General features: G+C 64.2%; 25 protein-coding genes. 13 read left to right on the top strand and 12 right to left on the bottom strand.

Features of this window, described 5'->3' with window-relative positions; translation table 11 throughout:
- Positions 1-77: 77 nt before the first annotated feature.
- From FJ959_RS21445 to FJ959_RS21435, 3 genes are all read right to left on the bottom strand, one after another.
- Positions 78-716 carry an MBL fold metallo-hydrolase gene (locus FJ959_RS21445; RefSeq protein WP_140496004.1) on the bottom strand — a complete coding sequence of 213 codons (639 nt, stop codon included), beginning with the start codon at positions 714-716 and terminating at the stop codon, positions 78-80.
- Between the two features lie 170 nt (positions 717-886).
- A complete protein-coding gene (locus tag FJ959_RS21440) occupies positions 887-1,201 on the bottom strand; it encodes a hypothetical protein (RefSeq protein ID WP_140496005.1) in 315 nt (104 codons plus the stop codon).
- Positions 1,202-1,347: 146 nt separating this feature from the next.
- Complete coding sequence (locus tag FJ959_RS21435; RefSeq protein ID WP_140631841.1) at positions 1,348-2,241, bottom strand: branched-chain amino acid aminotransferase; 894 nt, start codon at positions 2,239-2,241, stop codon at positions 1,348-1,350.
- A gap of 258 nt (positions 2,242-2,499) precedes the next feature.
- On the opposite strand from FJ959_RS21435, the gene FJ959_RS21430 reads away from it, so the two are divergent.
- The 4 genes from FJ959_RS21430 (at position 2,500) to FJ959_RS21415 (ending at position 6,475) form a co-directional block, all read left to right on the top strand.
- Positions 2,500-3,033 (top strand): MarR family transcriptional regulator, encoded by a 534-nt coding sequence (locus tag FJ959_RS21430; RefSeq protein WP_181165219.1) that lies wholly within the window; start codon positions 2,500-2,502, stop codon positions 3,031-3,033.
- Positions 3,020-3,739 carry a response regulator transcription factor gene (locus tag FJ959_RS21425; RefSeq protein ID WP_140631839.1) on the top strand — a complete coding sequence of 240 codons (720 nt, stop codon included), beginning with the start codon at positions 3,020-3,022 and terminating at the stop codon, positions 3,737-3,739. The genes FJ959_RS21430 and FJ959_RS21425 overlap by 14 nt, the downstream gene beginning before the upstream one ends.
- Positions 3,740-3,787: 48 nt before the next feature.
- Complete coding sequence (locus FJ959_RS21420; RefSeq protein WP_140631836.1) at positions 3,788-5,203, top strand: ATP-binding protein; 1,416 nt, start codon at positions 3,788-3,790, stop codon at positions 5,201-5,203.
- 249 nt (positions 5,204-5,452) lie between these two features.
- Positions 5,453-6,475: a glycosyltransferase family 1 protein gene (locus FJ959_RS21415; protein WP_140516878.1), complete on the top strand. Its 1,023-nt coding sequence runs from the start codon at positions 5,453-5,455 to the stop codon at positions 6,473-6,475.
- 13 nt (positions 6,476-6,488) lie between these two features.
- Here FJ959_RS21415 and FJ959_RS21410 read toward each other — a convergent pair whose 3' ends face one another.
- The 3 genes from FJ959_RS21410 to FJ959_RS21400 form a co-directional block, all read right to left on the bottom strand.
- Positions 6,489-6,848: a tRNA-binding protein gene (locus FJ959_RS21410; protein ID WP_140496010.1), complete on the bottom strand. Its 360-nt coding sequence runs from the start codon at positions 6,846-6,848 to the stop codon at positions 6,489-6,491.
- A 16-nt stretch (positions 6,849-6,864) separates the two neighbouring features.
- Positions 6,865-7,365: a YbjN domain-containing protein gene (locus FJ959_RS21405; protein ID WP_127855850.1), complete on the bottom strand. Its 501-nt coding sequence runs from the start codon at positions 7,363-7,365 to the stop codon at positions 6,865-6,867.
- A 316-nt stretch (positions 7,366-7,681) separates the two neighbouring features.
- Positions 7,682-7,984 (bottom strand): accessory factor UbiK family protein, encoded by a 303-nt coding sequence (locus tag FJ959_RS21400; RefSeq protein WP_140496011.1) that lies wholly within the window; start codon positions 7,982-7,984, stop codon positions 7,682-7,684.
- A 214-nt stretch (positions 7,985-8,198) separates the two neighbouring features.
- Here FJ959_RS21400 and FJ959_RS21395 point away from each other — a divergent pair, with 214 nt between their 5' ends.
- The 7 genes from FJ959_RS21395 to FJ959_RS21365 all read left to right on the top strand — a co-directional run bounded on the left by FJ959_RS21395 (position 8,199) and on the right by FJ959_RS21365 (position 14,674).
- Positions 8,199-8,438, top strand: a complete 240-nt coding sequence (locus FJ959_RS21395) for a BrnA antitoxin family protein (RefSeq protein ID WP_031250360.1) — start codon at positions 8,199-8,201, stop codon at positions 8,436-8,438.
- Positions 8,439-8,568: 130 nt separating this feature from the next.
- Complete coding sequence (gene lgt, locus FJ959_RS21390) at positions 8,569-9,429, top strand: prolipoprotein diacylglyceryl transferase (RefSeq protein WP_140631833.1); 861 nt, start codon at positions 8,569-8,571, stop codon at positions 9,427-9,429.
- Positions 9,426-10,523 carry a class I SAM-dependent methyltransferase gene (locus tag FJ959_RS21385; RefSeq protein WP_140631831.1) on the top strand — a complete coding sequence of 366 codons (1,098 nt, stop codon included), beginning with the start codon at positions 9,426-9,428 and terminating at the stop codon, positions 10,521-10,523. The genes lgt and FJ959_RS21385 overlap by 4 nt, the downstream gene beginning before the upstream one ends.
- Positions 10,524-10,880: 357 nt before the next feature.
- A complete protein-coding gene (gene pgeF / locus FJ959_RS21380) occupies positions 10,881-11,675 on the top strand; it encodes a peptidoglycan editing factor PgeF (protein ID WP_140631830.1) in 795 nt (264 codons plus the stop codon).
- On the top strand, positions 11,675-12,826 hold the full coding sequence (locus tag FJ959_RS21375) for a Xaa-Pro peptidase family protein (protein ID WP_140516886.1): 1,152 nt from the start codon (positions 11,675-11,677) through the stop codon (positions 12,824-12,826). Before pgeF ends, FJ959_RS21375 begins: the two co-directional genes overlap by 1 nt.
- Before the next feature lie 43 nt (positions 12,827-12,869).
- Positions 12,870-13,499: a hypothetical protein gene (locus FJ959_RS21370; protein ID WP_140631828.1), complete on the top strand. Its 630-nt coding sequence runs from the start codon at positions 12,870-12,872 to the stop codon at positions 13,497-13,499.
- 239 nt (positions 13,500-13,738) lie between these two features.
- Positions 13,739-14,674, top strand: coding sequence for a ribose-phosphate pyrophosphokinase (locus FJ959_RS21365; RefSeq protein WP_019860650.1), 936 nt, complete (start codon positions 13,739-13,741; stop codon positions 14,672-14,674).
- Positions 14,675-14,790: 116 nt separating this feature from the next.
- Here the strand turns inward: FJ959_RS21365 and FJ959_RS21360 are convergent, their stop codons facing one another.
- Positions 14,791-15,660, bottom strand: a complete 870-nt coding sequence (locus FJ959_RS21360) for a helix-turn-helix transcriptional regulator (RefSeq protein ID WP_140496018.1) — start codon at positions 15,658-15,660, stop codon at positions 14,791-14,793.
- Positions 15,661-15,811: 151 nt separating this feature from the next.
- Here FJ959_RS21360 and FJ959_RS21355 point away from each other — a divergent pair, with 151 nt between their 5' ends.
- Entirely contained in the window at positions 15,812-17,035 is a 1,224-nt protein-coding gene (locus tag FJ959_RS21355) for an MFS transporter (protein ID WP_140666080.1), read from the top strand.
- A 40-nt stretch (positions 17,036-17,075) separates the two neighbouring features.
- Here FJ959_RS21355 and FJ959_RS21350 read toward each other — a convergent pair whose 3' ends face one another.
- Genes FJ959_RS21350 through msuE form a run of 5 tightly spaced genes read right to left on the bottom strand, consistent with a single transcriptional unit; the run spans position 17,076 to position 21,721 of the window.
- Positions 17,076-17,834: an ABC transporter ATP-binding protein gene (locus tag FJ959_RS21350; protein WP_140516892.1), complete on the bottom strand. Its 759-nt coding sequence runs from the start codon at positions 17,832-17,834 to the stop codon at positions 17,076-17,078.
- A gap of 17 nt (positions 17,835-17,851) precedes the next feature.
- Entirely contained in the window at positions 17,852-18,850 is a 999-nt protein-coding gene (locus FJ959_RS21345; RefSeq protein ID WP_140496021.1) for an ABC transporter substrate-binding protein, read from the bottom strand.
- 47 nt (positions 18,851-18,897) lie between these two features.
- Positions 18,898-19,746 (bottom strand): ABC transporter permease, encoded by an 849-nt coding sequence (locus FJ959_RS21340; protein ID WP_140496422.1) that lies wholly within the window; start codon positions 19,744-19,746, stop codon positions 18,898-18,900.
- Positions 19,747-19,770: 24 nt separating this feature from the next.
- A complete protein-coding gene (locus FJ959_RS21335) occupies positions 19,771-21,129 on the bottom strand; it encodes an LLM class flavin-dependent oxidoreductase (protein WP_140560610.1) in 1,359 nt (452 codons plus the stop codon).
- 34 nt (positions 21,130-21,163) lie between these two features.
- Positions 21,164-21,721: an FMN reductase gene (gene msuE, locus FJ959_RS21330; protein WP_140556085.1), complete on the bottom strand. Its 558-nt coding sequence runs from the start codon at positions 21,719-21,721 to the stop codon at positions 21,164-21,166.
- Between the two features lie 91 nt (positions 21,722-21,812).
- Here msuE and FJ959_RS31880 point away from each other — a divergent pair, with 91 nt between their 5' ends.
- Positions 21,813-21,965 carry a hypothetical protein gene (locus FJ959_RS31880; protein ID WP_181169643.1) on the top strand — a complete coding sequence of 51 codons (153 nt, stop codon included), beginning with the start codon at positions 21,813-21,815 and terminating at the stop codon, positions 21,963-21,965.
- Positions 21,966-22,141 lie beyond the last annotated feature (176 nt).

The following is a 22,141-nucleotide window of genomic DNA, read 5'->3' as shown; positions in this document are numbered from 1 at the left end:
CTGCCTCAACAAAAAGCGCTGACCGCAAGGCCGGCGCTTTTTTTGTCAAGCCGGCACCGGCTTCGGCGCGACGCGCTTCACGTCAAAAACGGATTGCTCCGCCGCTCCTCGCCGAAACGCCCGCCCGGACCGTGGCCGCAGATGAAGCCGATGTCGTCGCCGAGCGGCAAAAGCTTGTCCTTGATCGAGGCGATGAGTGCCGCATGATCGCCGCCCGGCAGGTCGGTGCGCCCGATCGAGCCGCGAAACAGCACGTCCCCGACATGGGCGAATTTGGCCGCGCGGTTGTAATAGACGACATGGCCGGGCGCGTGGCCGGGGCAATGCAGCACCTCGAAGAGATGCGAGCCGAACGAGACCGTCTCGCCTTCGGTGAGAAACCGGTCGGGCACGCAGTTGCGCACGCCGGCAATGCCATAGCGCTCGCCCTGGTTCTCAAGATTGTCGAGCAACATCCTGTCGGCCTCGTGCGGGCCGATGATCTCGACGCCGAGCGCTTCCTTCAACTCCATCGCGCCGCCGGCATGGTCGATATGACCATGCGTGATCCAGATCGCGCCGGCCGATATCGCATTGTCCTTCAGCGCCGCCAGCACCTTGTCGATATCGCCGCCCGGATCGACGACGACACCGTGTTTGTCGTCCATGTCGAACAGGATCGTGCAATTCTGCTGGAAAGGCGTGACCGGCACGATGCCGGCATTGAGCTGACCCATGATCGTCCTTTCGATGTTCACGCCGTGATGTAGAGGCGCGAGCGAAGGGCGTCCACCCTTGGGATCGGTCGTTCCAAAGCGCGTCGCGTCGAAACGCATTCATGCGGCGCGCTCTGGAAACAGAAATGGGCGGCCGAAGCCGCCCATTTGGCCAGCCCGAGATCGCAGGCTTACTTCTTCATGGCGCCCATGACCGCGCCGATAATGCCGGTCAGGATCGCGCCGCCGCCGGCGCCGCCGACGATGTTCTGCAGGTTGAGCGCGCTGCCCAGACCACTCGTCGCTGCCGCAGCCGCTGCCGGATCGACTGTGCCGCCGAGCAGGCTGCCGAGGATCGCCGCGCCGCCGACGCCGCCAATGGCGCCGCCCAGGATCTTGGGAAGCTGCCCCAGCGCCGCCGTCTTGATCGCCGCGCCGACCGCCTGACCACCGATGATGCCTGTAATGATCTGAACGATGATCGGAAGAAGCGTATTCATGTCCATCTTACCAGTCCCTCCATAGCTGCCAGCCTCCCGGGCCGACACCATCATGGAGACGCTGAATTCGGCGAAAGTCAAATGCAGAAACGCTGAAATAAAAGGGGCGGCCCGAAAACCGCCCCTGCTTGCGTGAAAAGCTGTGACTTTCGTTATTCTGCGGCGATCGCGTGCTTCGGCTGAACGGCCGCAGAATAGTCATTCATCAGAGTCTTGGCGATCTCGCCGACCTCGAATCGGTACGGCCCGATCTCCGAAACCGGGGTCACTTCCGCTGCCGTTCCAGTCAGGAAGCACTGCTCGAAGCCCTCGAGTTCTTCCGGCATGATGGCGCGCTCCACCACCTCCAGGCCGCGGCCCTTGGCGAGGCCGATGACCGTGCGGCGGGTGATGCCGTCGAGGAAGCAGTCCGGCTTTGGCGTGTGGATCCTGCCGTCCTTGACGAAGAAGATGTTGGCGCCGGTGGCTTCCGCGACCTGGCCGCGCCAGTCGAGCATCATGGCGTCGGCATAGCCCTTGGCCTCGGCGGCATGCTTGGACATGGTGCAGATCATATAGAGGCCGGCAGCCTTCGATTTGGACGGCGCCGTGCGCGGGTCGGGCCGGCGCCACTCAGCCATATCGAGACGTATGCCTTTCAGCTTCTGCGCCGGATCGAAGTAGCTAGGCCACTGCCAGATGGCGATGGCGCAATTGATGCGGTTGTTCTGCGCCGAAACGCCCATCTGCTCGCTGCCGCGCCAGGCGATCGGCCTGACATAGGCATCCTTGAAGCCCTGCTTCTTCAGCAGGGTACTGGAGGCGTCGTTGAGCTCGGCCACCGAATAGGGGATCTTGAAGCCGAGCAGCCGCGCCGATTCATGCAGGCGCTCGGTATGCTCGTTGAGCTTGAAGATCTCGCCACCATAGGCGCGCTCGCCCTCGAACACCGCGCTGGCATAGTGCAGGCCGTGGGTCAGCACATGGATCTTGGCCTCGCCCCATTGCACGAACTCGCCATTCATCCAGATGAAGCCGTCCAGTTGATCAAAGGGAACGGATGCCATGGTAACCTCCCGCGGGCGGCAGCCCGCATATCGTTGTTCGTTGCGTGCTCTTGTCGGCCGCGCCATCTGGTTGGGGCGCCTGCCGCTGTCTGGAAAGGTAGGCGGATAATCGTGCTCTGGCAAACTCAGGAAGTTCCGGAAAACCCGGCCTGTCTTGCCTTTTCGTTCGCAATCCGCCCAAAACCTTGTCAAAAATTACCATTGCAGGGAAATTACGTCAATAGTACTGACATAATCTTCCCTGCCCATGGAGAAAAGATGACGGATCGAAGCCGAGCAGCCGGGACACCGATCAGGACCGCGATGTCAATCGAGGATGGCATTGATTTCGCCCTCATCGAGCTGTTTTTCTTCGCCTATCGCGATTTCACCTCGGATCCCGATCAGATCCTGGCCGACTATGGCTTCGGCCGCGCCCACCATAGGGTGCTGCATTTCGTCAACCGCAGGCCGGGCCTGACGGTCGCCGAACTGCTCGATGTCTTGAAGATCACCAAGCAGAGCCTGGCGCGCGTGCTGAAGCAACTGATCGACACCGACCATGTCGTGCAGCTGCAAGGGCCGCGCGACCGTCGCCAGCGCGAACTGTATCCGACCGCCAAGGGCCGCGCGCTGGCGCTGGCGCTGGCACGGCCACAGTCGCGCCGCATCCATGCTGCATTGGAAGATTCCGGAGCCGCCGAACGGACCCAGGTGGAACGCTTCCTCGAAGCAATGGTCAATCCGGAACTGAGAGCCCAGATCGACGTTGGGTCCGCAAAAATGTCAGGGAAAAGCCATGGAGAGCACTGAACGCGCTGATCACGCGGCCGCACCGGACGACGATGCGCCGCATTTGCTTGTGGTCGATGACGACACCCGCATCCGCAACCTGCTCAAGCAATATCTGACCGAAAACGGTTTTCGCGTCACCGTCGCCGGCAATTCGGGCGAAGCCCGGCGCAAGCTCGCCGGCCTCGACTTCGATCTTCTTGTGCTGGATGTGATGATGCCCGGCGAAAGCGGCGTCGACCTGACCAAGGCGCTGCGGGCCGAGAAGAACGTACCGATCCTGATGCTGACGGCGCTATCGGAAACCGACAGCCGCATCACCGGCCTGGAGGCCGGCGCCGACGATTACCTGCCAAAGCCCTTCGATCCGCGCGAATTGATCCTGCGCATCAACAACATCCTGCGCCGCGGCGGCCCCGCGACCACGCCCAAGGTGGAGCAGCTCGTCTTCGGTCCCTACACATTCCAGATCGCCAGGCGCGAATTGAAGCGTGGCGGCGAGGCGCTGAAGCTGACCGATCGCGAGCAGGAGATCCTGGCGATATTCGCCGCGCGCGCCGGCGAAACCATCCCGCGCCACGAACTGGTCGGCGACGAATCGGATGTCGGCGAGCGCACCATCGACGTCCAGATCAATCGGTTGCGCCGCAAGATCGAGCGCGATCCCTCCAATCCGGTCTGGCTGCAGACGGTCCGCGGTATTGGGTATCGGCTCAGCGTCGAATAGACTACCGCCTTCGGCCTGCCTGACGGCCACGGAGCGAGCGAAAGGTGAATGGCGACCACGGAACTGGAACAGCCGGAATCTGACGGCTTGAGCACCCGCTCCACACGGCTGCTCAAGAGGGGTCCGCGCGTCTGGAACCGGTTCTGGCGCCTCGTTTCGCTCTACATGCCCAAGCGCCTCTACGCGCGCTCGCTGATCATCGTCATCGCGCCGATGATCCTGCTGCAATCGGTGGTCGCTTTCGTCTTCATGGAGCGGCATTGGGCGACCGTGACGCAGCGCCTGTCGCAGGCGACCGTGCGCGACATCGCCGCCATCATCGACCTGATCGAGACCTATCCGCACGACGCCGACTACGCCAACATCATCCGCATTGCCCAGGACCGTATGCAGTTGAAGGTCGACCTCCTGCCGCCCGACCCGCTGCCGCCGCCTGGGCCAAAGCCGTTCTTCTCCATCCTCGACGACGTTCTCTCCGCCGAGATCACCCGCCAGATCAACCGGCCGTTCTGGATCGACACGGTCGGCAATTCCAACATCATCGAGGTGCGCGTCCAGCTCGAAGGCAAAGTGTTGCGCGTCTTCGTGCGCCGCAGCCAGGCCTATGCTTCGAACACGCACATCTTCCTGATCTGGATGGTCGGTACCTCGCTGGTGCTGCTGATGATCGCCATTCCCTTCCTGCGCAACCAGATCCGGCCGATCCTGACGCTGGCCGAAGCCGCCGAAAGCTTCGGCAAGGGCCGGCCGATGCCGCGTGATTTCCGCCCGCGCGGCGCGGAGGAGGTCCGCCGCGCCGGTTTTGCCTTCATCCAGATGCGCGAGCGCATCGAGCGCCAGATCGAACAGCGCACCGCCATGCTCACCGGCGTCAGCCATGACCTCAGAACCATCCTCACCCGCTTCAAGCTGCAGCTGGCGCTGGCGGGCGGCAAGGCCGAGACCAAGGCCGCGCTCAACCAGGACATCGACGACATGCAGTCGATGCTCGAAGGCTATCTTGCCTTCGCCCGCGGCGAGGCCTCGGAAGACACCGGGCGCTTCGATCTCGAAGCCTATTTCCAGAAGCTGAGCGAGGAAGCTCGGTTGCGCAAATGCAAATTGTCGACGACGCTTTCCGGCGATCCGACCGTGCATGTGCGGCCGAACGCCTTCGCCAGGCTGATGTCGAATGTCATCGGCAACGCCTTCCGCTACGCCAAGACGGTGGACGTGGCCGCCAATCATGGCCGCGGCTCGCTTGTGGTCACCATCGACGATGACGGTCCGGGCATTCCGGCCGAAAAGCGCGAAGAGGTGTTCAAACCCTTCATGCGGCTCGACGAGGCCCGCAATCTCGATGCCAGCGGCACTGGCCTCGGCCTGTCGATCGCCCGCGACATCGCCCGCAGCCATGGCGGCGACATCACGCTCGACGTCAGCCCGCTCGGCGGCTTGCGCGCCGTGATCAAGGTTCCGGCCTGACAGGGATTTTTATCGCGGGAAGCGGAAACCGTTTCCGGACGAGGTCATGCTCGGCCGATTTCATTGGCCCGTCATGAAACCATGCTGAAGAGCGCGCATGAAGCGCGCGACCTCACTTGATTCGAGCCCGCCGTCTGACTTCGATCCCGTACCCGCCCGGGTGTGCTGGAGCGAAGCGAGGGCAGCAGGCTGGTCGCCGTCCGGGCATCGGGCCGAGGCAACCGCCGACCTTTCTAGCAAAGGCCCGTCATGCGCATATTGATGGTCACCGACGCCTGGCGCCCACAGGTCAATGGCGTCGTCCACACGCTGGAGCGGCTCACCGAAACACTGAAATCGTTCGATGTCGCGGTGGATTTCCTGACGCCCAACATCTTTCGCACTTTGCCCTTGCCGACCTATCCCGATATCCGCCTGGCGTTGACCACGCCAGGTCATGTCGCGCGCCTGATCGAGGCCTACAAGGCAGACCACATCCACATCGTCACCGAAGGTCCGCTCGGCATCATGGCGCGGCGCTACTGCCGCAATGCCGGCCGGCCGTTTACGACCAGCTACCACACACGCTTTCCTGAATATCTCAGCGCCCGGCTGCCGGTGCCGGAAAGCTGGGCCTATCGCTGGCTGCGCGATTTCCACAATTCCGGCCAAGGCACGCTGGTCGCGACGCAGTCGCTGGCGGATGATCTTGCAGCGCGCGGCTTCAACAAGCTGAGGCCATGGACGCGCGGCGTCGACACCGATCATTTCCGGCCCGACAAGAGGAAGGATCTCGGCTTCCCCGGCCCGTTGTTCCTCTGTGTCGGCCGCGTCGCCATCGAGAAGAACCTCTCCGCCTTCCTCGATCTCGACCTGCCCGGCAGCAAGGTGATTGTCGGCGAGGGCCCGGAACTGGCGAAGCTCAAGGCGCGCTACCCCGCCGCCCATTTCCTTGGCCACCGCCCCAACGACGAACTGGCCGAAATCTACGCCTCGGCCGACGTCTTCGTCTTTCCGAGCCGCACCGACACTTTCGGCAACGTCATCATCGAAGCGCTGGCCAGCGGTACGCCGGTCGCCGCCTTTCCGGTCACGGGACCGATCGACATCGTCGGCGACGGCTTCGGCGGCGCGGTCTCCAGCGACCTGCGCGAAGCCTCGCTCGCCGCCCTCGATGTCGACCGCGCCCAGGCGCGCGAACGCGCCATGCGCTACAGCTGGAAAGCCTGTGCGGAAATGTTTCTCGATACGGTCCAGGAGGCGCTGGGCACGACGCGGAAGCTGGCCGCCTGACGCTCCCTCTCGGCTAAAACAGCCGCCCGCCGTCCGGCACCTTGCGCTCGATGGCGCCGAGCACCACGGCGCCCTCCTCGTCGGGAAAGCCGAGCGTCAGCACTTCCGACATGAATGGCCCGATCTGGCGCGGCGGAAAATTGACCACCGCGAACACCTGCCGGCCGATCAGCGTCTCGGGCGTATAATATTTGGTGATCTGCGCCGACGATTTCTTCACCCCGATCTCGGGGCCGAAATCGATCTTGAGCTTGAACGCCGGCTTGCGCGCCTGCGGAAACGGTTCGGCCTCGATGATCGTGCCGGCACGGATGTCGACACGATCGAAATCGGCGAAACTGATCTCGGGCTTGCGCTCGCTGCTTGAACTCATGTCGAAGGCATCTTGGTCAGGCGTTGCCGAAAGTCTCGAACAGCACCCCGGCCAGCGCGTCCTTGGCCGATGTGCCGGACCAGACGACGAACTGGAACGCCTGGAAGTAGCATTCGCAGGCCTCCAGCGCCGACGACAGCAGCACCTCGACCTGCTGGCTCGAAGGCTCGACCCCGCCGGCCAGAAGCAGCGACTGGCGGAACATGATCGCGCCTTCCTGCTCCCACAGGTCGAAATGGCCGAACAACATCTGTTCGTTGATCAGCGACAACAGCCGCATCACTTCCAGCGCGCGCGCCTCCGGCACCTTGATGTCGAAGGCGCAGGCCAGATGCAGCGCCTCGAAATCCTCCATCCACGAGAAGGAGACGTGATAGTCGGTCCAGCTTCCGGCGACCGAGATCGAGATTTCGTCGTCGCCGGCCCGTTCGAAGGACCAGTCATTGTTGTGGGCCACCTGCTCAATGACATCCACCGGATGGATTTCGCGGGAGAATTCGAGTTCGAGAAGTTCCATGGAATGCTTCCTGTGTTCAGGGGAGCGCCACACGCTCCGCGGGGCACACACGACGAACAATCTGATCTAGAACTCGGACGGCCAGGACTTCTCGACGCAAAGACCCCAGACCGGACCCCACCGCCCGGCGCATGACCCTGCTCCGAATCATGCAACAAATTCAGTCTATTGATCGGGAGTCGCGTGAACAGCCCAATTTTTCGCGCTGCGTCATTCGCATGTGGAAAGGCACTGTCACACAGAGTCACGCAATGCCGGTAAGCGATTCACGGCAAAGCGCTTTTCAGGCTGGTGCTTTGTGGAAAAGTTTAACGAATTATTTTTTCGGCCTGGGCTTTGCGGAAGCCGCAGGTGTGGCCTGCCCGGTCAGTTCGGCAAGCCTGGCCTCAAGCGCCTCGATGCGGTCGGCAAGGCGAGCATTCTCTTCCCTGGCCTTGGCGGCCATCTCGCGCGCGGCCTCGAACTCCTCGCGCTGCACCACGTCCATCGAATTCAGGATGCGTTCGGCCTGTCCCTTGAAGGCGGTCTCCACCTCGCGCCGCACGCCCTGCGCGGCGCCCGCGGCATCGGTCATCAGCTTGGCGAATTCGTCGAGAATGCGGTTCGGTCCGGTCGACATGGCAAATCCTCGGTTGCTGAAATTGAGTTAGTAGTGCCGCGCGCCGAATGCAAGAACGTTGAGGGTTGCCGTTCCATCTGCGTTGCTGTGGCGCATGGCGGTGCCATTCCTGTAAGAAGCTCCCGGACGACGCCAGAGCTGTACTTGAGGGCGCAAGCTCGCCTATTGTGTTCTCGTCTCGTATTGCCTCAAGCACACTTCAGTCAGGTCACCAATGGCAACCCCTCCGCGCCGACCGACCAATCCGATGGCAGCCGCCGAAGCTGCCTTCAAACCGGTGAAGAAGCCGGCACCGCCAATTCGCGAAGCTTCGGCCGCGCCGAACGTCCGCGAGCTTGTTTCGATCCGGATCGACCGGGCCGTGCTCGATCATTTCCAGGAAGATGGCCCCGGCTGGCAGGACAGGATCAACGACGCGTTGCGGCAGTTGGTGGCCGCCAAGCCAAGGGACTGAGCTCACCGCCCGCACGGCGCGATGGGCCTGCAAGCGGTGATCCGATCCGATCTTTGAGGCCGACCACCTTGCCTTGACCCCGCCAAAACCCTGCCGCATGGTCCGCGCCAAACGCAACCGAGAGCTCCCGTTGAACGAATATTTCCTGCTGCCGCTGGCCTCGTTGCCCTTTCCCAACATCGACCCGGTGCTGATTCAGATCGGGCCGCTGGCGGTGCACTGGTACGGCGTCGGCTACATCGTCGGCATCCTGTTCGCCTGGTGGTACGCCAAGCGGCTCGCCGCCAATCCGAAACTCTGGGCCGACGGCATCCTGCCGATGAAGCCGGAGGACCTCGATGATTTCATCATCTGGGCGGCCATCGGCGTCGTGCTGGGCGGACGCACCGGCTACGTGCTGTTCTATGACCTGCCGCGCTATATCGCGCACCCGCTCGACATCTTCGCCGTCTGGCAGGGCGGCATGTCGTTCCATGGCGGCCTGCTCGGCGTCATCCTCGCCATGACGCTGTTTTCGATCAAGCGCGGCATCCGCACCTGGTCGCTGTTCGACGTCGTGGCCGCCGGCGTGCCGGTCGGTCTTGGCCTCGTGCGCGTCGCCAACTTCATCAACTCCGAGCTCTGGGGCCGGCCAACCGACGTGCCGTGGGCGATCGAGTTTCCCAATGGCGGGCCGTTTACCCGCCATCCGAGCCAGCTTTACGAGGCCCTGCTTGAAGGCCTGGTGCTCTTTCTCGTGCTGCGCTTCCTCACCCATTCGCGCCTCAAGCTGAAGACGCCGCGCTTCGTCGGCGGCGCCTTCATCTGCGGCTATGGCCTGTCGCGCATAGCAGTCGAATTCTTCCGCGAGCCCGACCAGCAGCTCGGCTATCTCCTTGGCACCAACTGGCTGACGATGGGCATGATCCTGTCCTCGCCGATGGTGCTGGCCGGCATTTGGGCGATGACGACAGCCAAGCCGGTGCCGCAGTCACGGCCGCAGGCGACATGACGCGGCTGAAGGCACGCATCGTCGATCTGATCGAGGCAACAGGGCCGATCCCCGTCAACGAATACATGGCATTGTGCCTGTTCGATCCCGAAGCGGGCTACTACACCACGCGCGAACCGTTCGGCGCCGCCGGGGATTTCGTCACCGCGCCGGAGATCAGCCAGATGTTCGGCGAGCTCGTCGCCGTCTGGCTCTACCAGGCCTGGCTGGCGGTCGGCCGGCCGACGCCGGTCACCATCGGCGAGATCGGCCCCGGCCGCGGCACGCTGATGAAGGACGTGCTGCGCACCCTGTCGCGGCTCGAACCGGCACTGGCCAACGACGCTGCGTTCGCCATGATCGAGACCAGCCCGCGCCTGACCGAGGTGCAGAAACAGACGCTCGGCGCCACACCGTTCTCCATTCGCTGGCACGAGACCATCGACACGCTGCCGCCACAGCCGCTTTTCATCGTCGGCAACGAATTGTTCGACGCCATCCCCATCCGCCAGTTCGTCCGCACCGGCACCGGCTGGCGCGAGCGCGTGATCGGCCTCGACGGCGCTGACAATCTTTGCTTCTTCGCCGGCGCCGGCTCGCTCGACCCGACGCTGCTGCCCGCCGATGCCGGCGAGGCGCCGCAAGGCGCGATCGTCGAAGTGGCGCCGGCGCGCAGCGCCCTGATGGCGACCATCGCCGAGCGCATAGCGGCTCACGGCGGCTCCGGCCTGTTTGTCGACTATGGCCATCTGCGGCCGGGTGTCGGCGACACGTTGCAGGCCTTGCGTCGTCATGATCACGAAGATGTGCTGGCCAATCCCGGCGAAGCCGATCTCACCTCCCATGTCGATTTCGCCGCCCTTGCCGGGGTGGTGCGCGCGCATGGTCTCGACGCCCATCTGTCGACGCAGGGCGATTTCCTGCTCGGCCTGGGCATTCTGGAGCGCGCCGGCCGGCTTGGCGCCGATGCCAGCCAGGCGGCTCGCGACAAGATCGCTGGCGATGTCGAACGCCTCGCCGGGCCGCAGGCCATGGGCGACCTGTTCAAGGTGCTTGCCATAGTGCCGCGCGGCGTTGCCGTTCGCCCCTTTGCCCAGGCTCCGAGCTCGGATTGACAAGGCGTGACGACGGCCAGTCCGGTTGTGTCGGTAGCTTTTCATGGCCGGCAACTTCTCATGATAGGAATTTTTTCTTGACAGGGTGAAGGCAACTATGGTAGATATTTGGTTATGGTGCTGAGTTGCGCCAGGGACCCGCCGCACAGGCGGGTTTTTCCGTTCAATGCTCCCTCACCGCGCAGCGGCGAAGGAACCGTTACCCCGGATTGGTTGCGTTGCCCCTTCGCCACGCCGGATTGACTTTTCACCGTCACCCCTCCCAATCTCCCGTCCGGTAAAAGAGCGGCTGAACGCCGGCCGTCTCGCTTCGGACTTTTTCTTGACGAAACCGCCCACACGGACAACAACGCCCACATGCTGAATCAGACCAAACTGGATCCCGTGCGGTCGCCGCTGCTGGACCTGGCGCAGGCACAAGGCATCCGCCACGGTTATTTCACCCGCGTCGGCGGCGTCTCGACCGGCATCTATCAGGGCCTCAACATCGGCACCGGCTCGGATGACGACCAGGCGCTGGTCGCCGAGAACCGCCGCCGTGTCGCCGCCTGGATGGGCGTGCCGGCGGACCATCTCCTGACCGCCTGGCAAATCCATTCGCCTGATGTCGTCGTCGCCAGGGGACCCTTTGCAGGCGAGCGTCCCAAGGCCGACGCCATCGTCACCGACCGGCCGGGCATCGCCATCGGCGCCTCGACCGCCGATTGCGGCCCTGTGCTGTTCGCGGATGCCGCGGCGCGTATCATCGGCGCGGCGCATGCCGGCTGGAAAGGCGCCTTCACGGGGGTGCTCGAGAACACCATTGCCGCCATGGAAAGTCTCGGCGCCAGGCGTGAAAACATCGTCGCCGTGCTCGGCCCCTCGATCGGCCCGGAAAACTACGAGGTCGGGCCTGAATTCGTCGCCCGCTTCGTCGAGGCCGATGGCGAAAATGACAGATATTTCGCGCCTTCGGCGAATCCCGGTCATTCGATGTTCGACCTCAACCGCTACACGGTGGACCGGCTCGACAGGGCGGGTGTGACCGCGCAAGGTCTCGGCCGCTGCACCTATGCCGAGGAATATCTGTTTTACTCCTACCGGCGCACGACGCACCGCAAGGAACCCGATTACGGCCGGCAGATATCGGCAATCGTTTTGGAGAGTGAATAATGGCGCTGCATTTTGAACGATCCGAATTCGACGCGCGCCGCGACCGGCTGGTGATCGAGATGGCCGAGAAGAAGCTCGACGCCATCCTGCTCTTCGCGCAGGAAAGCATGTATTGGCTGACCGGCTACGACACGTTCGGTTTCTGCTTCTTCCAGTGCCTGGTGGTGAAAGCCGACGGGTCCATGGTGTTGCTGACCCGCTCGGCCGACCTGCGTCAGGCGCGCCACACCTCAATCATCGACAACATCGTGCTGTGGACCGATCGCGATGGCGCCAATCCGGCCGTCGACCTGCGCAATCTGCTGAACGAGCTCGACCTGCTCGGCGCCCGCATCGGGGTCGAATACGACACTCATGGGCTGACCGCCTATAATGGCCGCCGCCTCGACGAGCAGCTGCAGACCTTCGGCCAGATCGCCGATGCATCCGGCATCGTCGGCCGGCTGCGCCTGTTCAAGAGCCCGGCCGAGATCGCCAAGGCCGAGAAGGCGGCGAACCTGGCCGACGACGCGCTGGATGCGGCCTTGCCGCTGATCAAGCAGGGCGGTGACGAGGCGCTGATCCTTGCCGCCATGCAAGGCGCGATCTTTGCCGGCGGCGGCGACTATCCGGCCAACGAATTCATCATCGGCTCCGGCGTCGACGCGCTGCTGTGCCGCTACAAGGCCGGCCGCCGCAAGCTCACCAAGAACGACCAGTTGACGCTCGAATGGGCGGGAGTCTTTCATCACTATCATGCGCCGATGATGCGCACGGTGCTGACCGGCAAGGCCTCGAAGCGTCACCAGGACTTGTTCGACGCGGCCCGTGCCGCGCTGCTGGCGGTCGAGAAGGCGATGACGCCGGGCAACAGTTTCGGCGACGTGTTCGACGCGCATGCCCGTGTCATGGAGGCACGTGGACTGACCAAGCATCGGCTGAATGCCTGCGGCTACTCGGTCGGCGCCCGCTTCACCCCGTCCTGGATGGACATGCCGATGTTCTACCAGGGCAATCCCGAGCCGATCGCGCCGAACATGACGTTGTTCGCCCACATGATCATCATGGATTCCGAAACCGAGACGGCGATGACGCTTGGCCGCACCTATCTCACGACCGAATCACAGCCGAAGCCGCTTTCCCGCCATGATCTCGACTTGATCGTACAGTGAATCCACGATGGGAGGCGTTCTTCGCCAAGGAGTTAGAAGGCAAATGAGACGATCGCAGCTGACGACCGTGTCATTGCTCGTGGTCCTGGCGCTCGCCGCCTGCACCAACGCAAAAGACGTCCTCGAACCCTCCGCCATCACCCCGCCCACGGCCGCGGCGCCGGCCACGCCGGCAACCCAGGGCAGCGCCGCCACCCCGGCGCCCGCTGGCCCTGCCACGACCACGGCGGGCGCTCCAGCAACGACCACGACGTCAGCCACGCCCGCACAGACCGCCGCAATCCTTGCCAGGACGCGCCTGCAGATCGCGCCGATCGTCGGCGCTTCGGTGGAAGCGGCGACGCCGCTGACGGCGGAGTTGCAGACGCGCGCTAGGCAGCGCGGCATCACGCTGGCCGGCAGCGCCGACCAGACCGCGACCCATGTGCTCAAAGGCTATTTCTCGGTGATCTCCGAAGGCAAGGACACCACCGTCATCTATGTGTGGGACGTCTACGATCCCTCGGGCAACCGCCTGCATCGCATCAACGGCCAGCAGAAGGCGGCTTCGGCCAATTCCGGCGCCAGCGGGGGCGGCGACAGTTGGAAAGCGGTGGCGCCAGCCACCATGCAGGCGATCGCCGACCAGACCATCGACCAGTTCGCGGCATGGCTCGGCGGCAAGGCGGGCTAGACCATCGGACCCGAATGGAAACGGTCGAGGGGAAATCCGATGCTCGAACAAGGGGAAGGAGCAGCGGCGCCGGGTCCGCTGCCCGGTGTTGCCCATACGCGATGGCGCGAACATTTCCCAGGATTAGCCGGCGGATTTCCAATCACGGTGCTTGCAATAGCCGCGCGGGCCGCTAAAAGCCCGGTTAAAGGGCGTAGGCGAGTCTGTTGGGGCTCTCCATCCTCCACCAGGAACGGTGCATGAAACTCTTCGCGGGCAATTCCAACAGGGTGCTGGCCGAGGCGGTCGCCCGCTATCTCAACATCCCGCTGGGCAAAGCCAGTGTCAGGCGCTTCGCCGACCAGGAAATCTTCGTCGAGATCCAGGAAAACGTGCGCGGCGAGGATGTCTTCATCCTGCAGTCGACTTCCTTTCCGACCAACGATCACCTGATGGAACTGCTCATCATGATCGACGCCTTCATGCGCTCGTCGGCCAAGCGCATCACGGCGGTGATCCCCTATTTCGGCTATGCCAGGCAGGACCGCCGCGCCTCCGGCCGCACGCCGATCTCGGCCAAGCTGGTCGCCAACATGATCACCCGCGCCGGGGTCGACCGCGTGCTCACGCTCGACCTCCACGCCGGCCAGATCCAGGGCTTCTTCGATATTCCGACCGACAATCTGTTCTCGGTGCCGGTCATGGCCCGCGATGTGAAAGCGAAATACAAGCAGCTCGGCAACGTCGTCGTGGTGTCGCCCGACATTGGCGGCGTGGTGCGTGCACGCGCGCTGGCCAAGCGCTTCGACGCACAGCTCGCCATCGTCGACAAACGCCGCGAGCGTCCCGGCGAATCGGAGGTCATGAACATCATCGGCGCGGTCGCCGGCAAGGACTGCCTGCTGATCGACGACATCGTCGATTCCGGCGGCACGCTGTGCAACGCCGCCGATGCGCTGCTGGCCAACGGCGCCACCAGCGTCACCGCCTATATCACTCATGGTGTGCTGTCGGGCGGCGCGGTCGCCCGCATCAGCGGCTCCAAGCTGCAGGAACTGGTGATCACCGACTCCATCCAGCCGACCCAGGGCGTGCTCGACGCCCCCAATATCCGCGTCATCTCGATCGCCGACCTGATGGGCGAAGCCATCTCGCGCACGGCAACCGAGGAATCGGTGTCGAGCCTGTTCGACTAATTGTCGATCCCGGCGGGCGCGTAGCGCAGCAAAACAGATTACAACGTGCAATCAGTGCTCCTGCAATGGACCTTAGACCGAGGGTTGCCGCATCAGCTTGATGCCATCGGCATGCCTCAAGCGGCGATCGGACCGCCTATGCGCCGCGGGTTTTCGCCGGCATCTCGCGCGCCGCGCATATAGCCGCGCGGCGAGGCACCCAGCATGCGCTTGAACATGGTGATGAAGGCCGGCACGCTGTCATAGCCGAGATCGAGCGCCACCCGGGTGATCGGCTCGCCATCGGCGAGCCTTGGCAGCGCCGCGAACAGGCATGCTTGCTGGCGCCATGTCGATAGCGACAGTCCGGTCTGGCGATGAAAGGCGCGCGTGAAGGAGCGTCGGCTCATGCCGGCGGCGTCCGCCCACTCGTCGATCGTCGCGCGCGGCGACGGTGCCGCCACGAAACGCCGGCACAGCGCCGCCAGCCTGGGATCGGAGGGGAACGGCAGGCCAAGCGGCCGCTCCGGCAAAGTCGGAATTTCGTGCAGCAGGAGATTCATGATCAGCCCGCCACGCCCTTCCAGCACGCCGCCTTGCGGCAGTTTTTCCGATTCAACGATCAGGCTGTGCATCAGGTCGGTGACGCCGACGACGCGCAAGCCTTCCGGCAGTCCGGGGATCGCTCCCGGCATGACATAGACCGAGCGCATCGAGACATCGCCCAGCATCTCGACGGAATGCTCGGTGCCCGCGGGGATCCACATGGCGTGATCGGGCGGCACCATCCAGCGCCCGTGCCGCGTCGTCACCAGCACGACGCCGACCAGCGCATGTAGCAACTGGCTGCGGCTGTGGCGGTGCCGCGGCACATGGTAGCCGTCGGGATATTCGGTCGGCAACGCCACCGCCGGCCCGGCCACTTGCTCCAGCCATAGCCAGCGACGCTCGTGCAACTGCTCGAGGTCGGCATTGCCAGCGTGAAAAATTTCCCTGCCATGCGGCATAAGCTATGGCCCACTTGCGAAACTATTGGACCAAACCACGAAAGAAGTCGTCCTGCAAGCGGCCTATAAGCCATCCGTTCCCAAGGCGGCCGCAGGAGCGTCCGCCAGCTTGCCCGCGGGTATGCCCGCCAAAAAGACTACGGAGCCTGCCTTGACCGATACGACAGCCGTCGCCCCTCCCGCGACCGCCAGCCATGCTTCAGCCCAGGCGACGGCCTTCACCGTCATCCTGGCGGTGAGTTTTTGCCATTGCATCAACGACATCATGCAGTCGCTGCTATCGGCCATCTATCCCCTGTTGAAGGAGAATTACGGCCTCGATTTCTGGCAGATCGGCCTTCTGACCTTCACCTTCCAGGTGACTGCGTCGCTGCTGCAGCCGGTGATCGGCATGATCACCGACAAGCGGCCAATGCCCTATTCCCTGCCCTACGGCATGGCCTCTTCGCTGATCGGCCTGATCGTGCTTGCCTATGCCGGCCACTACACGCTGCTCCTGATCGGCGCTTCGCTGATCGGCATCGGCTCGGCGATCTTCCATCCGGAATCCTCGCGCATCGCCCGCTTCGCCTCAGGCGGCCGCTTCGGCCTGGCGCAGTCGCTGTTCCAGGTCGGTGGCAATTTCGGCCAGTCCATGGGACCGCTGCTGGCGGCGTTCATCGTCGTGCCTTTCGGCCAGACCAGCATTTCATGGTTCGCCGTCGGCTCGCTTATCGGCATCGTCGTGTTGTGGCAGGTCGGCGGGTGGTACAGCCGCTTGCGCGCCACACAGGCGAACCGCAAGACGTCCAGTTTCGTCTCGCCCTTCCCGCGCCGCAAGGTGATGGGCGCGCTGGCCGTGCTGACGCTGCTGGTGCTGACCAAGAACGCCTACATCGCCAGCCTCTCCAGCTACTACACCTTCTACGCCATCCATAAGTTCGGCGTCTCGGTGCAGATGTCGCAGGTCATGCTGTTCCTGTTCCTCGGCGCCTCGGCGCTGGGCATCCTGCTCGGCGGTCCCTTCGGCGACCGCTATGGACAGAAGGCGATGATCTGGTTTTCCATCGTCGGCGTGCTGCCCTTCACGCTGGCGCTGCCCTACGCCAACATGGAATGGACGATGGTGCTGACGGTGCTGATCGGCCTGATCCTGTCGTCGGCCTTCTCCAACATCGTCGTCTTCGCGCAGGAACTGGTGCCGGGCCGCGTCGGCATGATCGCCGGCATCTTCTTCGGCTTCGCCTTCGGCGTCGGCGGCATAGCGGCGGCCGTGCTCGGCATCGTGGCCGACATGAAGGGCATCGACTTCGTCTTCCAGATCTGCTCGTACCTGCCGTTCCTGGGCCTGCTGACGGTGTTCCTGCCCAATATGAAGGAAGCGCGGAAGGCCTAGCCTGGGAAAGCGCCTCGACACGTGCGAGCGCGTCGAGGCGTTAGTGCAGGCCGAATTCGCGCAGCAACTCCTCACGGTGGCGCACGAAGCGGCTTTCGCTGCGATCACGGGGGCGCGGCAGGTCGACAGTGATCAGCCGCGCCGCGCCGCCTTTCTCCTTCGGCAGGATCAGCACTCTGTCGGCGAGATAGATCGCCTCCTCCAGGTCGTGGGTGACCATGACCATGGTGACGTTTTCCTCGCTCCAGATGCGCGCCAGTTCCTCCTGCATGGAGATCTTGGTCATGGCGTCGAGGGCGCCGAGCGGCTCGTCGAGCAGCAGGATTTCGGGCTGCACCGTCAGCGCCCGGGCGATGCCGACGCGTTGCGCCATGCCGCCCGAAAGCTGCCGCGGGTAAGCATCGCTGAACTCGGCAAGACCGACCAATGCTATGTAGAAGCGCGCCCTCTGCTCGGCCTGCGCCTTGGGCACGCCGCGAACTTCGAGGCCGAAGGCGACATTGCTAAGTACGCTCAGCCACGGCAGCAAGCGCGGTTCCTGGAAGATCACCGCCCGCTCCGCGCCGACGCCTTTTATTTGCTTGCCGTCGATCGCAACGGCGCCTTCATCGGCGATCTCTAACCCGGCAAGGATGCGCAGCAATGTCGTCTTGCCCGATCCGCTGGCGCCGACAATGACCAGACACTCGCCGGAGCGGATGTCGAGATTGAGCGAACGCAGCACGGCGAGCGAGCGCCCGCCGAGTGCAAAGGACTTCGACAGGTCGCGGATCGTGACCTCGCCGCGTGCTGTGGCCATGCTGGGTGCCTCCTTGCTCAATTGGTCTTGCTTTCGCCTGGCCGGTAGAGGATGTCGGCAGCCTTGAGTTTGCCTCTCGGCAGGCGGCCGTCGCGCTCGAGCACAGCCACCCAGAAGTCGATGTCGCGGTCGGTCGCCACCGCCTTTTCGCGCAGACCGAAACCCGTCCAGTAGCGCGCCAGTTCGCCGTTCTCGCCGCGTTTGTCGAGGATTTCGGCCAGCACCTTGCGGGCCTCGTCGGGATTCTGCCGCGACCAGTCGGCCGCACGCGCGGACTGTTCGACGAAGTTCTTGGCGGCGTCGCGATTGGCGGCGATGAAATCCCGCCGCAGCACGATGAAGCCGCCCGCGATCTCGCCCAGCACGTCGGCGTCGTTGAACACGCCGCGCACACCGCCATTGGCCACCAGGGCACCGGCGAAAGTCGCCTGCCAGTAGCCGAGCCCGGCGACATCGACCTGATGCGAGCGCAACGTCTGCTCGAGTTGCGGCCCGGGCACCACGACGAGCTTGGCGGCGTCCGGCGGCAGGCCGACGCTGTGCAGCGCTTCACGCACCGCGTAGTCGAGATGGGCGCCGAGCGTGTTGACCGAGATCGTCTTGCCGGCGACGTCCGCGATCGACCTGATCGGGCTGTCCTCCAGCACATAGAAAACACTTTTGACCTGGCTGTTGATGCCGTTGCTCGGATAGGCGGCGACGAAGTCGTTGCCGCCGGCGATCGAGTTGATCACGGCCGGCGTGGCGGCCGAACCCAGGTCGACGCTGCCGGAGGCGAGCGCAAACAGCGATTCCGGGCCGCCGCCGGCATAGCCGACATTCTCGAGCTCGATGCCGAGGCCCTTGAAGTAGCCGAGTTGGTCGGCAAGCTCATGCGGCGAGATGCTGCCGCGGCTGGCGAGATAGCGTATCTTGACGGAAGCGGCCTGCGAGCGCGCGATCGATGGTAGCCCGACGGCGATGATGCCGGCGGCAAGAGGGGCGCGCAGAAGCAGCGAGCGGCGTGTGATGGTCATGATCCGGCCTTTCACTTTTCAAAAATGACGATGATGGGGGCGGCTGTTCAGCCGGCGGAACTGCTCCAGCGGCAAAGCCGCCGCTGCAGGCTGACCAGCACCTGGTTCGCGATCAGGCCGAGCGCGGCCAGGATGACGATCGACGCGAACATCAGCGGGATCTGGAAATTGTACTGCGCGTTCATCACCTGGAAGCCGATGCCTTTGTTGGCGCCGATCATTTCCGAGGCAATCAGCAGCAGCAGCGCGGTGGTCGCGCCGAGCCTCAACCCGACGAAGATCGAAGGCACGGCGCCCGGCAGCACGACGCGCCGGAATATGGTCAGCCGCCGGGCGCCGTAGACGCGCGCCATTTCGAGCAGCTTCGGATCGACCTCCTTGACGCCGCTGATCGTGTTGAGCAGCAGCGGAAACAGCGTCGCCCAGAAGATGACGAACACTTTGGAGGCCTCACCCAGACCCAGGAGCAGGATGAAGACGGGATAGAGCGCCAGTGCCGAGGTCTGCCGGAACAGTTGCAGGATCGGATCGAGCGCCGTCTCGACGCTGCGGGTCTGACCCATGACGAGGCCGAGCGGGATGGCGACCGTAGCCGCCGCGGCGAAGGCGAGGCCGGCGCGCTGCAGGCTGATGGCGATGTCGCCGAGCAGGCTGCCCCCGGCGAGGCCCTTCCAGAGCGCTACGACGATCATGTCGATCGGCGGCAATACCGCGGCATTGACCCAGCCGCCACTCGCCGCCGCCTGCCAGAGCGCCAGGAACCCCAAAAGCACGCCATAGCGCGACAGCAGACGCGTGAGGGTTCGGCCAGCCAGGCTCAGAATATCGGCGCCGAGCCCGTTGCCGTTTTCATGCGCGCCGATGCCGGTCGGCCGTTCAATGTGCTGCAAAGTCATCGTCATGCCTTTCGCTTCAACGCATCATTCGGCGGCGAGCACGGTCGAACGGGCAACCGTCCAGGGGTTCTGCGGCCGCTTGAGGCCAAGATTCTCGCGCAGCGTCCTGCCCTCGTAAGCAGTACGAAACAGGCCGCGCCGCTGTAATTCGGGGACCACCAGGTCGACGAAATCGTCCAGCGCGCCGGGCAGCCATGGCGGCAGGATGTTGAACCCGTCGGCGGCTTCGTTGCTGAACCATTCCTCCAACTGGTCCGCGACCTGCGTGGCGCTGCCGATCACGGTGTAGTGGCCTCGTGCGGTCGCGACCCATTGATAGAGCTGGCGGATGGAGAAGTTATGCTCGTCGGCGATCTGGCGGATCAGCGCCTGGCGGCTCTTCATGCCTTCGGTTTCGCGGCTCGGCGGCAGCGGTCCGTCGAGCGGATAGCCCCTGAGATCGAGCGTTTGTCCGGCAAGTCCGTTGAGCAGCGCGACGCCGTCCTCGGGCAGGATCAGGTCGTTCAATTGCTGATACTTGGCTCGCGCCTCTTCTTCGGTGCGGCCGACAAAGGGCGCCACGCCCGGCATGATCAGCACCTGTTCGGGATCGCGGCCGGCCGCCGCCACGCGGGCCTTGATGTCGCGATAGAATTCCTGCGCGGAGGCAAGGTTCTGATGCGCGGTGAAGATGACCTCGGCCGAGGCGGCCGCGAGCTTGCGCCCATCCTCGGACTGGCCCGCCTGCACGACCACGGGGTGGCCCTGCACCGGGCGGGGCACGTTGAGCGGCCCTTTGACACTGAAATGCTCACCCTTGTGGTCGATGTCGTGAAGCTTGTCCTTGTCGTAGAAGCGGCCCGTTTTCTTGTCGCGGATAAAGGCGTCGTCCTCCCAGCTGTCCCACAGCGCCTTGACCGTCTCGACATGCTCATGCGCTCGTGCGTAGCGCTCGGCATGGTTGGGCTGGATGTCGCGGTTGAAGTTGCGCGCCGTGTCGTCGCCCGCCGAGGTGACGACGTTCCAGCCGGCCCGGCCATTCGACAAGAGGTCGAGCGAGGCGAATTTACGGGCAAGCGTGTAGGGCTCCTCATAGGTGGTCGAGGCCGTGGCGATGAATCCGAGATGCGTCGTCAGCGGCGCCAGCGCCGCAAACAACGTCACCGGTTCGAAACCCGCGATCTTGGCGTTGCCGCCTTCGCGGGCGCCAAGCCCGACCGTCAGGTTGTCGGCGAGGAAATAGGCATCGAACAGGCCCCGTTCGGCGGTCAGCGCGAGCTGCTTGTGAAACTCGAAATTGGTCGCGCCGTCGGCCGGAGCGTCGGGATGGCGCCAGGCGGCGACATGCTGGCCGCCACCGGGTAGAAAGGCGCCGAGCTTGATCTGTCTTGATTTGATGGTCATGGCTGGGTCCCTTTGTTCGAAAACCATTTGGAGTTCAGGCGGCGAGGCCGACGCTGCGTGCCGTCCCGACGACGCGGGAAACCTCGGCAACCGCCTGCCGGGCGCGGGCATGGATGGCCTCCGACACCAGGACGCCGTCGGCGAAATCCTTGTCCGATGCGTAGATTGCGGTCGGCACGGTCAGCGCCTCGAAAAAACCGAACAGCGGCCGCAGCTGATGTTCGACGATCAGCGAGTGGCGTTCGCCGCCGCCCGTCGCGGCAAGGATGACCGGTTTCCCGCGCAACGACGACGGATCGAGCAGATCGAACAGATGCTTGAAGAGCCCGGTATAGCTGCCTTTGAAGGTCGGCGACCCCGCGACCAGCACGTCGGCGCCGACCAGTTGTTCGATGATGGCGCGGGCCGCAGGATCGAGATCGCCGAGGCGCCGAGCCGCCGGCAGCGACGGACCGAGATTTTCAATGTCGTATATAGCCGAGGTCGCCCCGATGCGGTTCGCCGTCTCGCCGGCGATGTGGCTGATAAAGGCCTTGGTCTTCGATGGGCGGGTCAGGTTGCCGGATATTCCCACCACCAGCTTGTTCGTCATCGGGCTCTCCTCGCGGTCCTTATTCATTAAGACTACCGATTTTGTAGAATTAAATTAGCGAGAAGATTTCAAAACTGGCGGAATAGAGAGATTGAGTTTGCGCCGCAGCGCCCTTCAGTGGTTCGGCAGATGCGCGGTTCCGGCCAAGGGCGTCGCCATTCTCGGACGCCAGGCCGACGAGCGACAGATCCAGGTCGACCCGACCGCCGCCGCAAGCTGCCCGTCCACTGCAACGCTCGAATGAGACCCCGACCGGACGCTGGCCGAACTCGATGCCTGAACCGAGAGATCCAGCCGCTGTGCGCGGCGTTGACGAGCGATCGTTAGCCACACCCGCGCCTGGCAGCCGTCCCGAAGGATGGATTGTGCGGGGCGAGGATCAAATCGACGGCCCGCCGTGCGGGTCGGCGGGACCTGAGC

It is taken from the genome of Mesorhizobium sp. B2-2-4 (assembly GCF_006442375.1).
GTDB lineage: Bacteria > Pseudomonadota > Alphaproteobacteria > Rhizobiales > Rhizobiaceae > Mesorhizobium.
This window is presented reverse-complemented; position numbering and strand designations above follow the sequence as displayed.

Excerpts from the sequence above, each read along its gene's own strand:
- FJ959_RS21445 (WP_140496004.1), bottom strand. The coding sequence starts at position 716 with ATGGGTCAGCTCAATGCCGGCATCGTGCCGGTCACGCCTTTCCAGCAG.
- FJ959_RS21440 (WP_140496005.1), bottom strand. The coding sequence starts at position 1,201 with ATGGACATGAATACGCTTCTTCCGATCATCGTTCAGATCATTACAGGC.
- FJ959_RS21435 (WP_140631841.1), bottom strand. The coding sequence starts at position 2,241 with ATGGCATCCGTTCCCTTTGATCAACTGGACGGCTTCATCTGGATGAAT.
- FJ959_RS21430 (WP_181165219.1), top strand. The coding sequence starts at position 2,500 with ATGACGGATCGAAGCCGAGCAGCCGGGACACCGATCAGGACCGCGATG.
- FJ959_RS21425 (WP_140631839.1), top strand. The coding sequence starts at position 3,020 with ATGGAGAGCACTGAACGCGCTGATCACGCGGCCGCACCGGACGACGAT.
- FJ959_RS21420 (WP_140631836.1), top strand. The coding sequence starts at position 3,788 with ATGGCGACCACGGAACTGGAACAGCCGGAATCTGACGGCTTGAGCACC.
- FJ959_RS21415 (WP_140516878.1), top strand. The coding sequence starts at position 5,453 with ATGCGCATATTGATGGTCACCGACGCCTGGCGCCCACAGGTCAATGGC.
- FJ959_RS21410 (WP_140496010.1), bottom strand. The coding sequence starts at position 6,848 with ATGAGTTCAAGCAGCGAGCGCAAGCCCGAGATCAGTTTCGCCGATTTC.
- FJ959_RS21405 (WP_127855850.1), bottom strand. The coding sequence starts at position 7,365 with ATGGAACTTCTCGAACTCGAATTCTCCCGCGAAATCCATCCGGTGGAT.
- FJ959_RS21400 (WP_140496011.1), bottom strand. The coding sequence starts at position 7,984 with ATGTCGACCGGACCGAACCGCATTCTCGACGAATTCGCCAAGCTGATG.
- FJ959_RS21395 (WP_031250360.1), top strand. The coding sequence starts at position 8,199 with ATGGCAACCCCTCCGCGCCGACCGACCAATCCGATGGCAGCCGCCGAA.
- FJ959_RS21385 (WP_140631831.1), top strand. The coding sequence starts at position 9,426 with ATGACGCGGCTGAAGGCACGCATCGTCGATCTGATCGAGGCAACAGGG.
- pgeF (WP_140631830.1), top strand. The coding sequence starts at position 10,881 with ATGCTGAATCAGACCAAACTGGATCCCGTGCGGTCGCCGCTGCTGGAC.
- FJ959_RS21375 (WP_140516886.1), top strand. The coding sequence starts at position 11,675 with ATGGCGCTGCATTTTGAACGATCCGAATTCGACGCGCGCCGCGACCGG.
- FJ959_RS21370 (WP_140631828.1), top strand. The coding sequence starts at position 12,870 with ATGAGACGATCGCAGCTGACGACCGTGTCATTGCTCGTGGTCCTGGCG.
- FJ959_RS21365 (WP_019860650.1), top strand. The coding sequence starts at position 13,739 with ATGAAACTCTTCGCGGGCAATTCCAACAGGGTGCTGGCCGAGGCGGTC.
- FJ959_RS21360 (WP_140496018.1), bottom strand. The coding sequence starts at position 15,660 with ATGCCGCATGGCAGGGAAATTTTTCACGCTGGCAATGCCGACCTCGAG.
- FJ959_RS21350 (WP_140516892.1), bottom strand. The coding sequence starts at position 17,834 with ATGGCCACAGCACGCGGCGAGGTCACGATCCGCGACCTGTCGAAGTCC.
- FJ959_RS21345 (WP_140496021.1), bottom strand. The coding sequence starts at position 18,850 with ATGACCATCACACGCCGCTCGCTGCTTCTGCGCGCCCCTCTTGCCGCC.
- FJ959_RS21340 (WP_140496422.1), bottom strand. The coding sequence starts at position 19,746 with ATGACTTTGCAGCACATTGAACGGCCGACCGGCATCGGCGCGCATGAA.
- FJ959_RS21335 (WP_140560610.1), bottom strand. The coding sequence starts at position 21,129 with ATGACCATCAAATCAAGACAGATCAAGCTCGGCGCCTTTCTACCCGGT.
- msuE (WP_140556085.1), bottom strand. The coding sequence starts at position 21,721 with ATGACGAACAAGCTGGTGGTGGGAATATCCGGCAACCTGACCCGCCCA.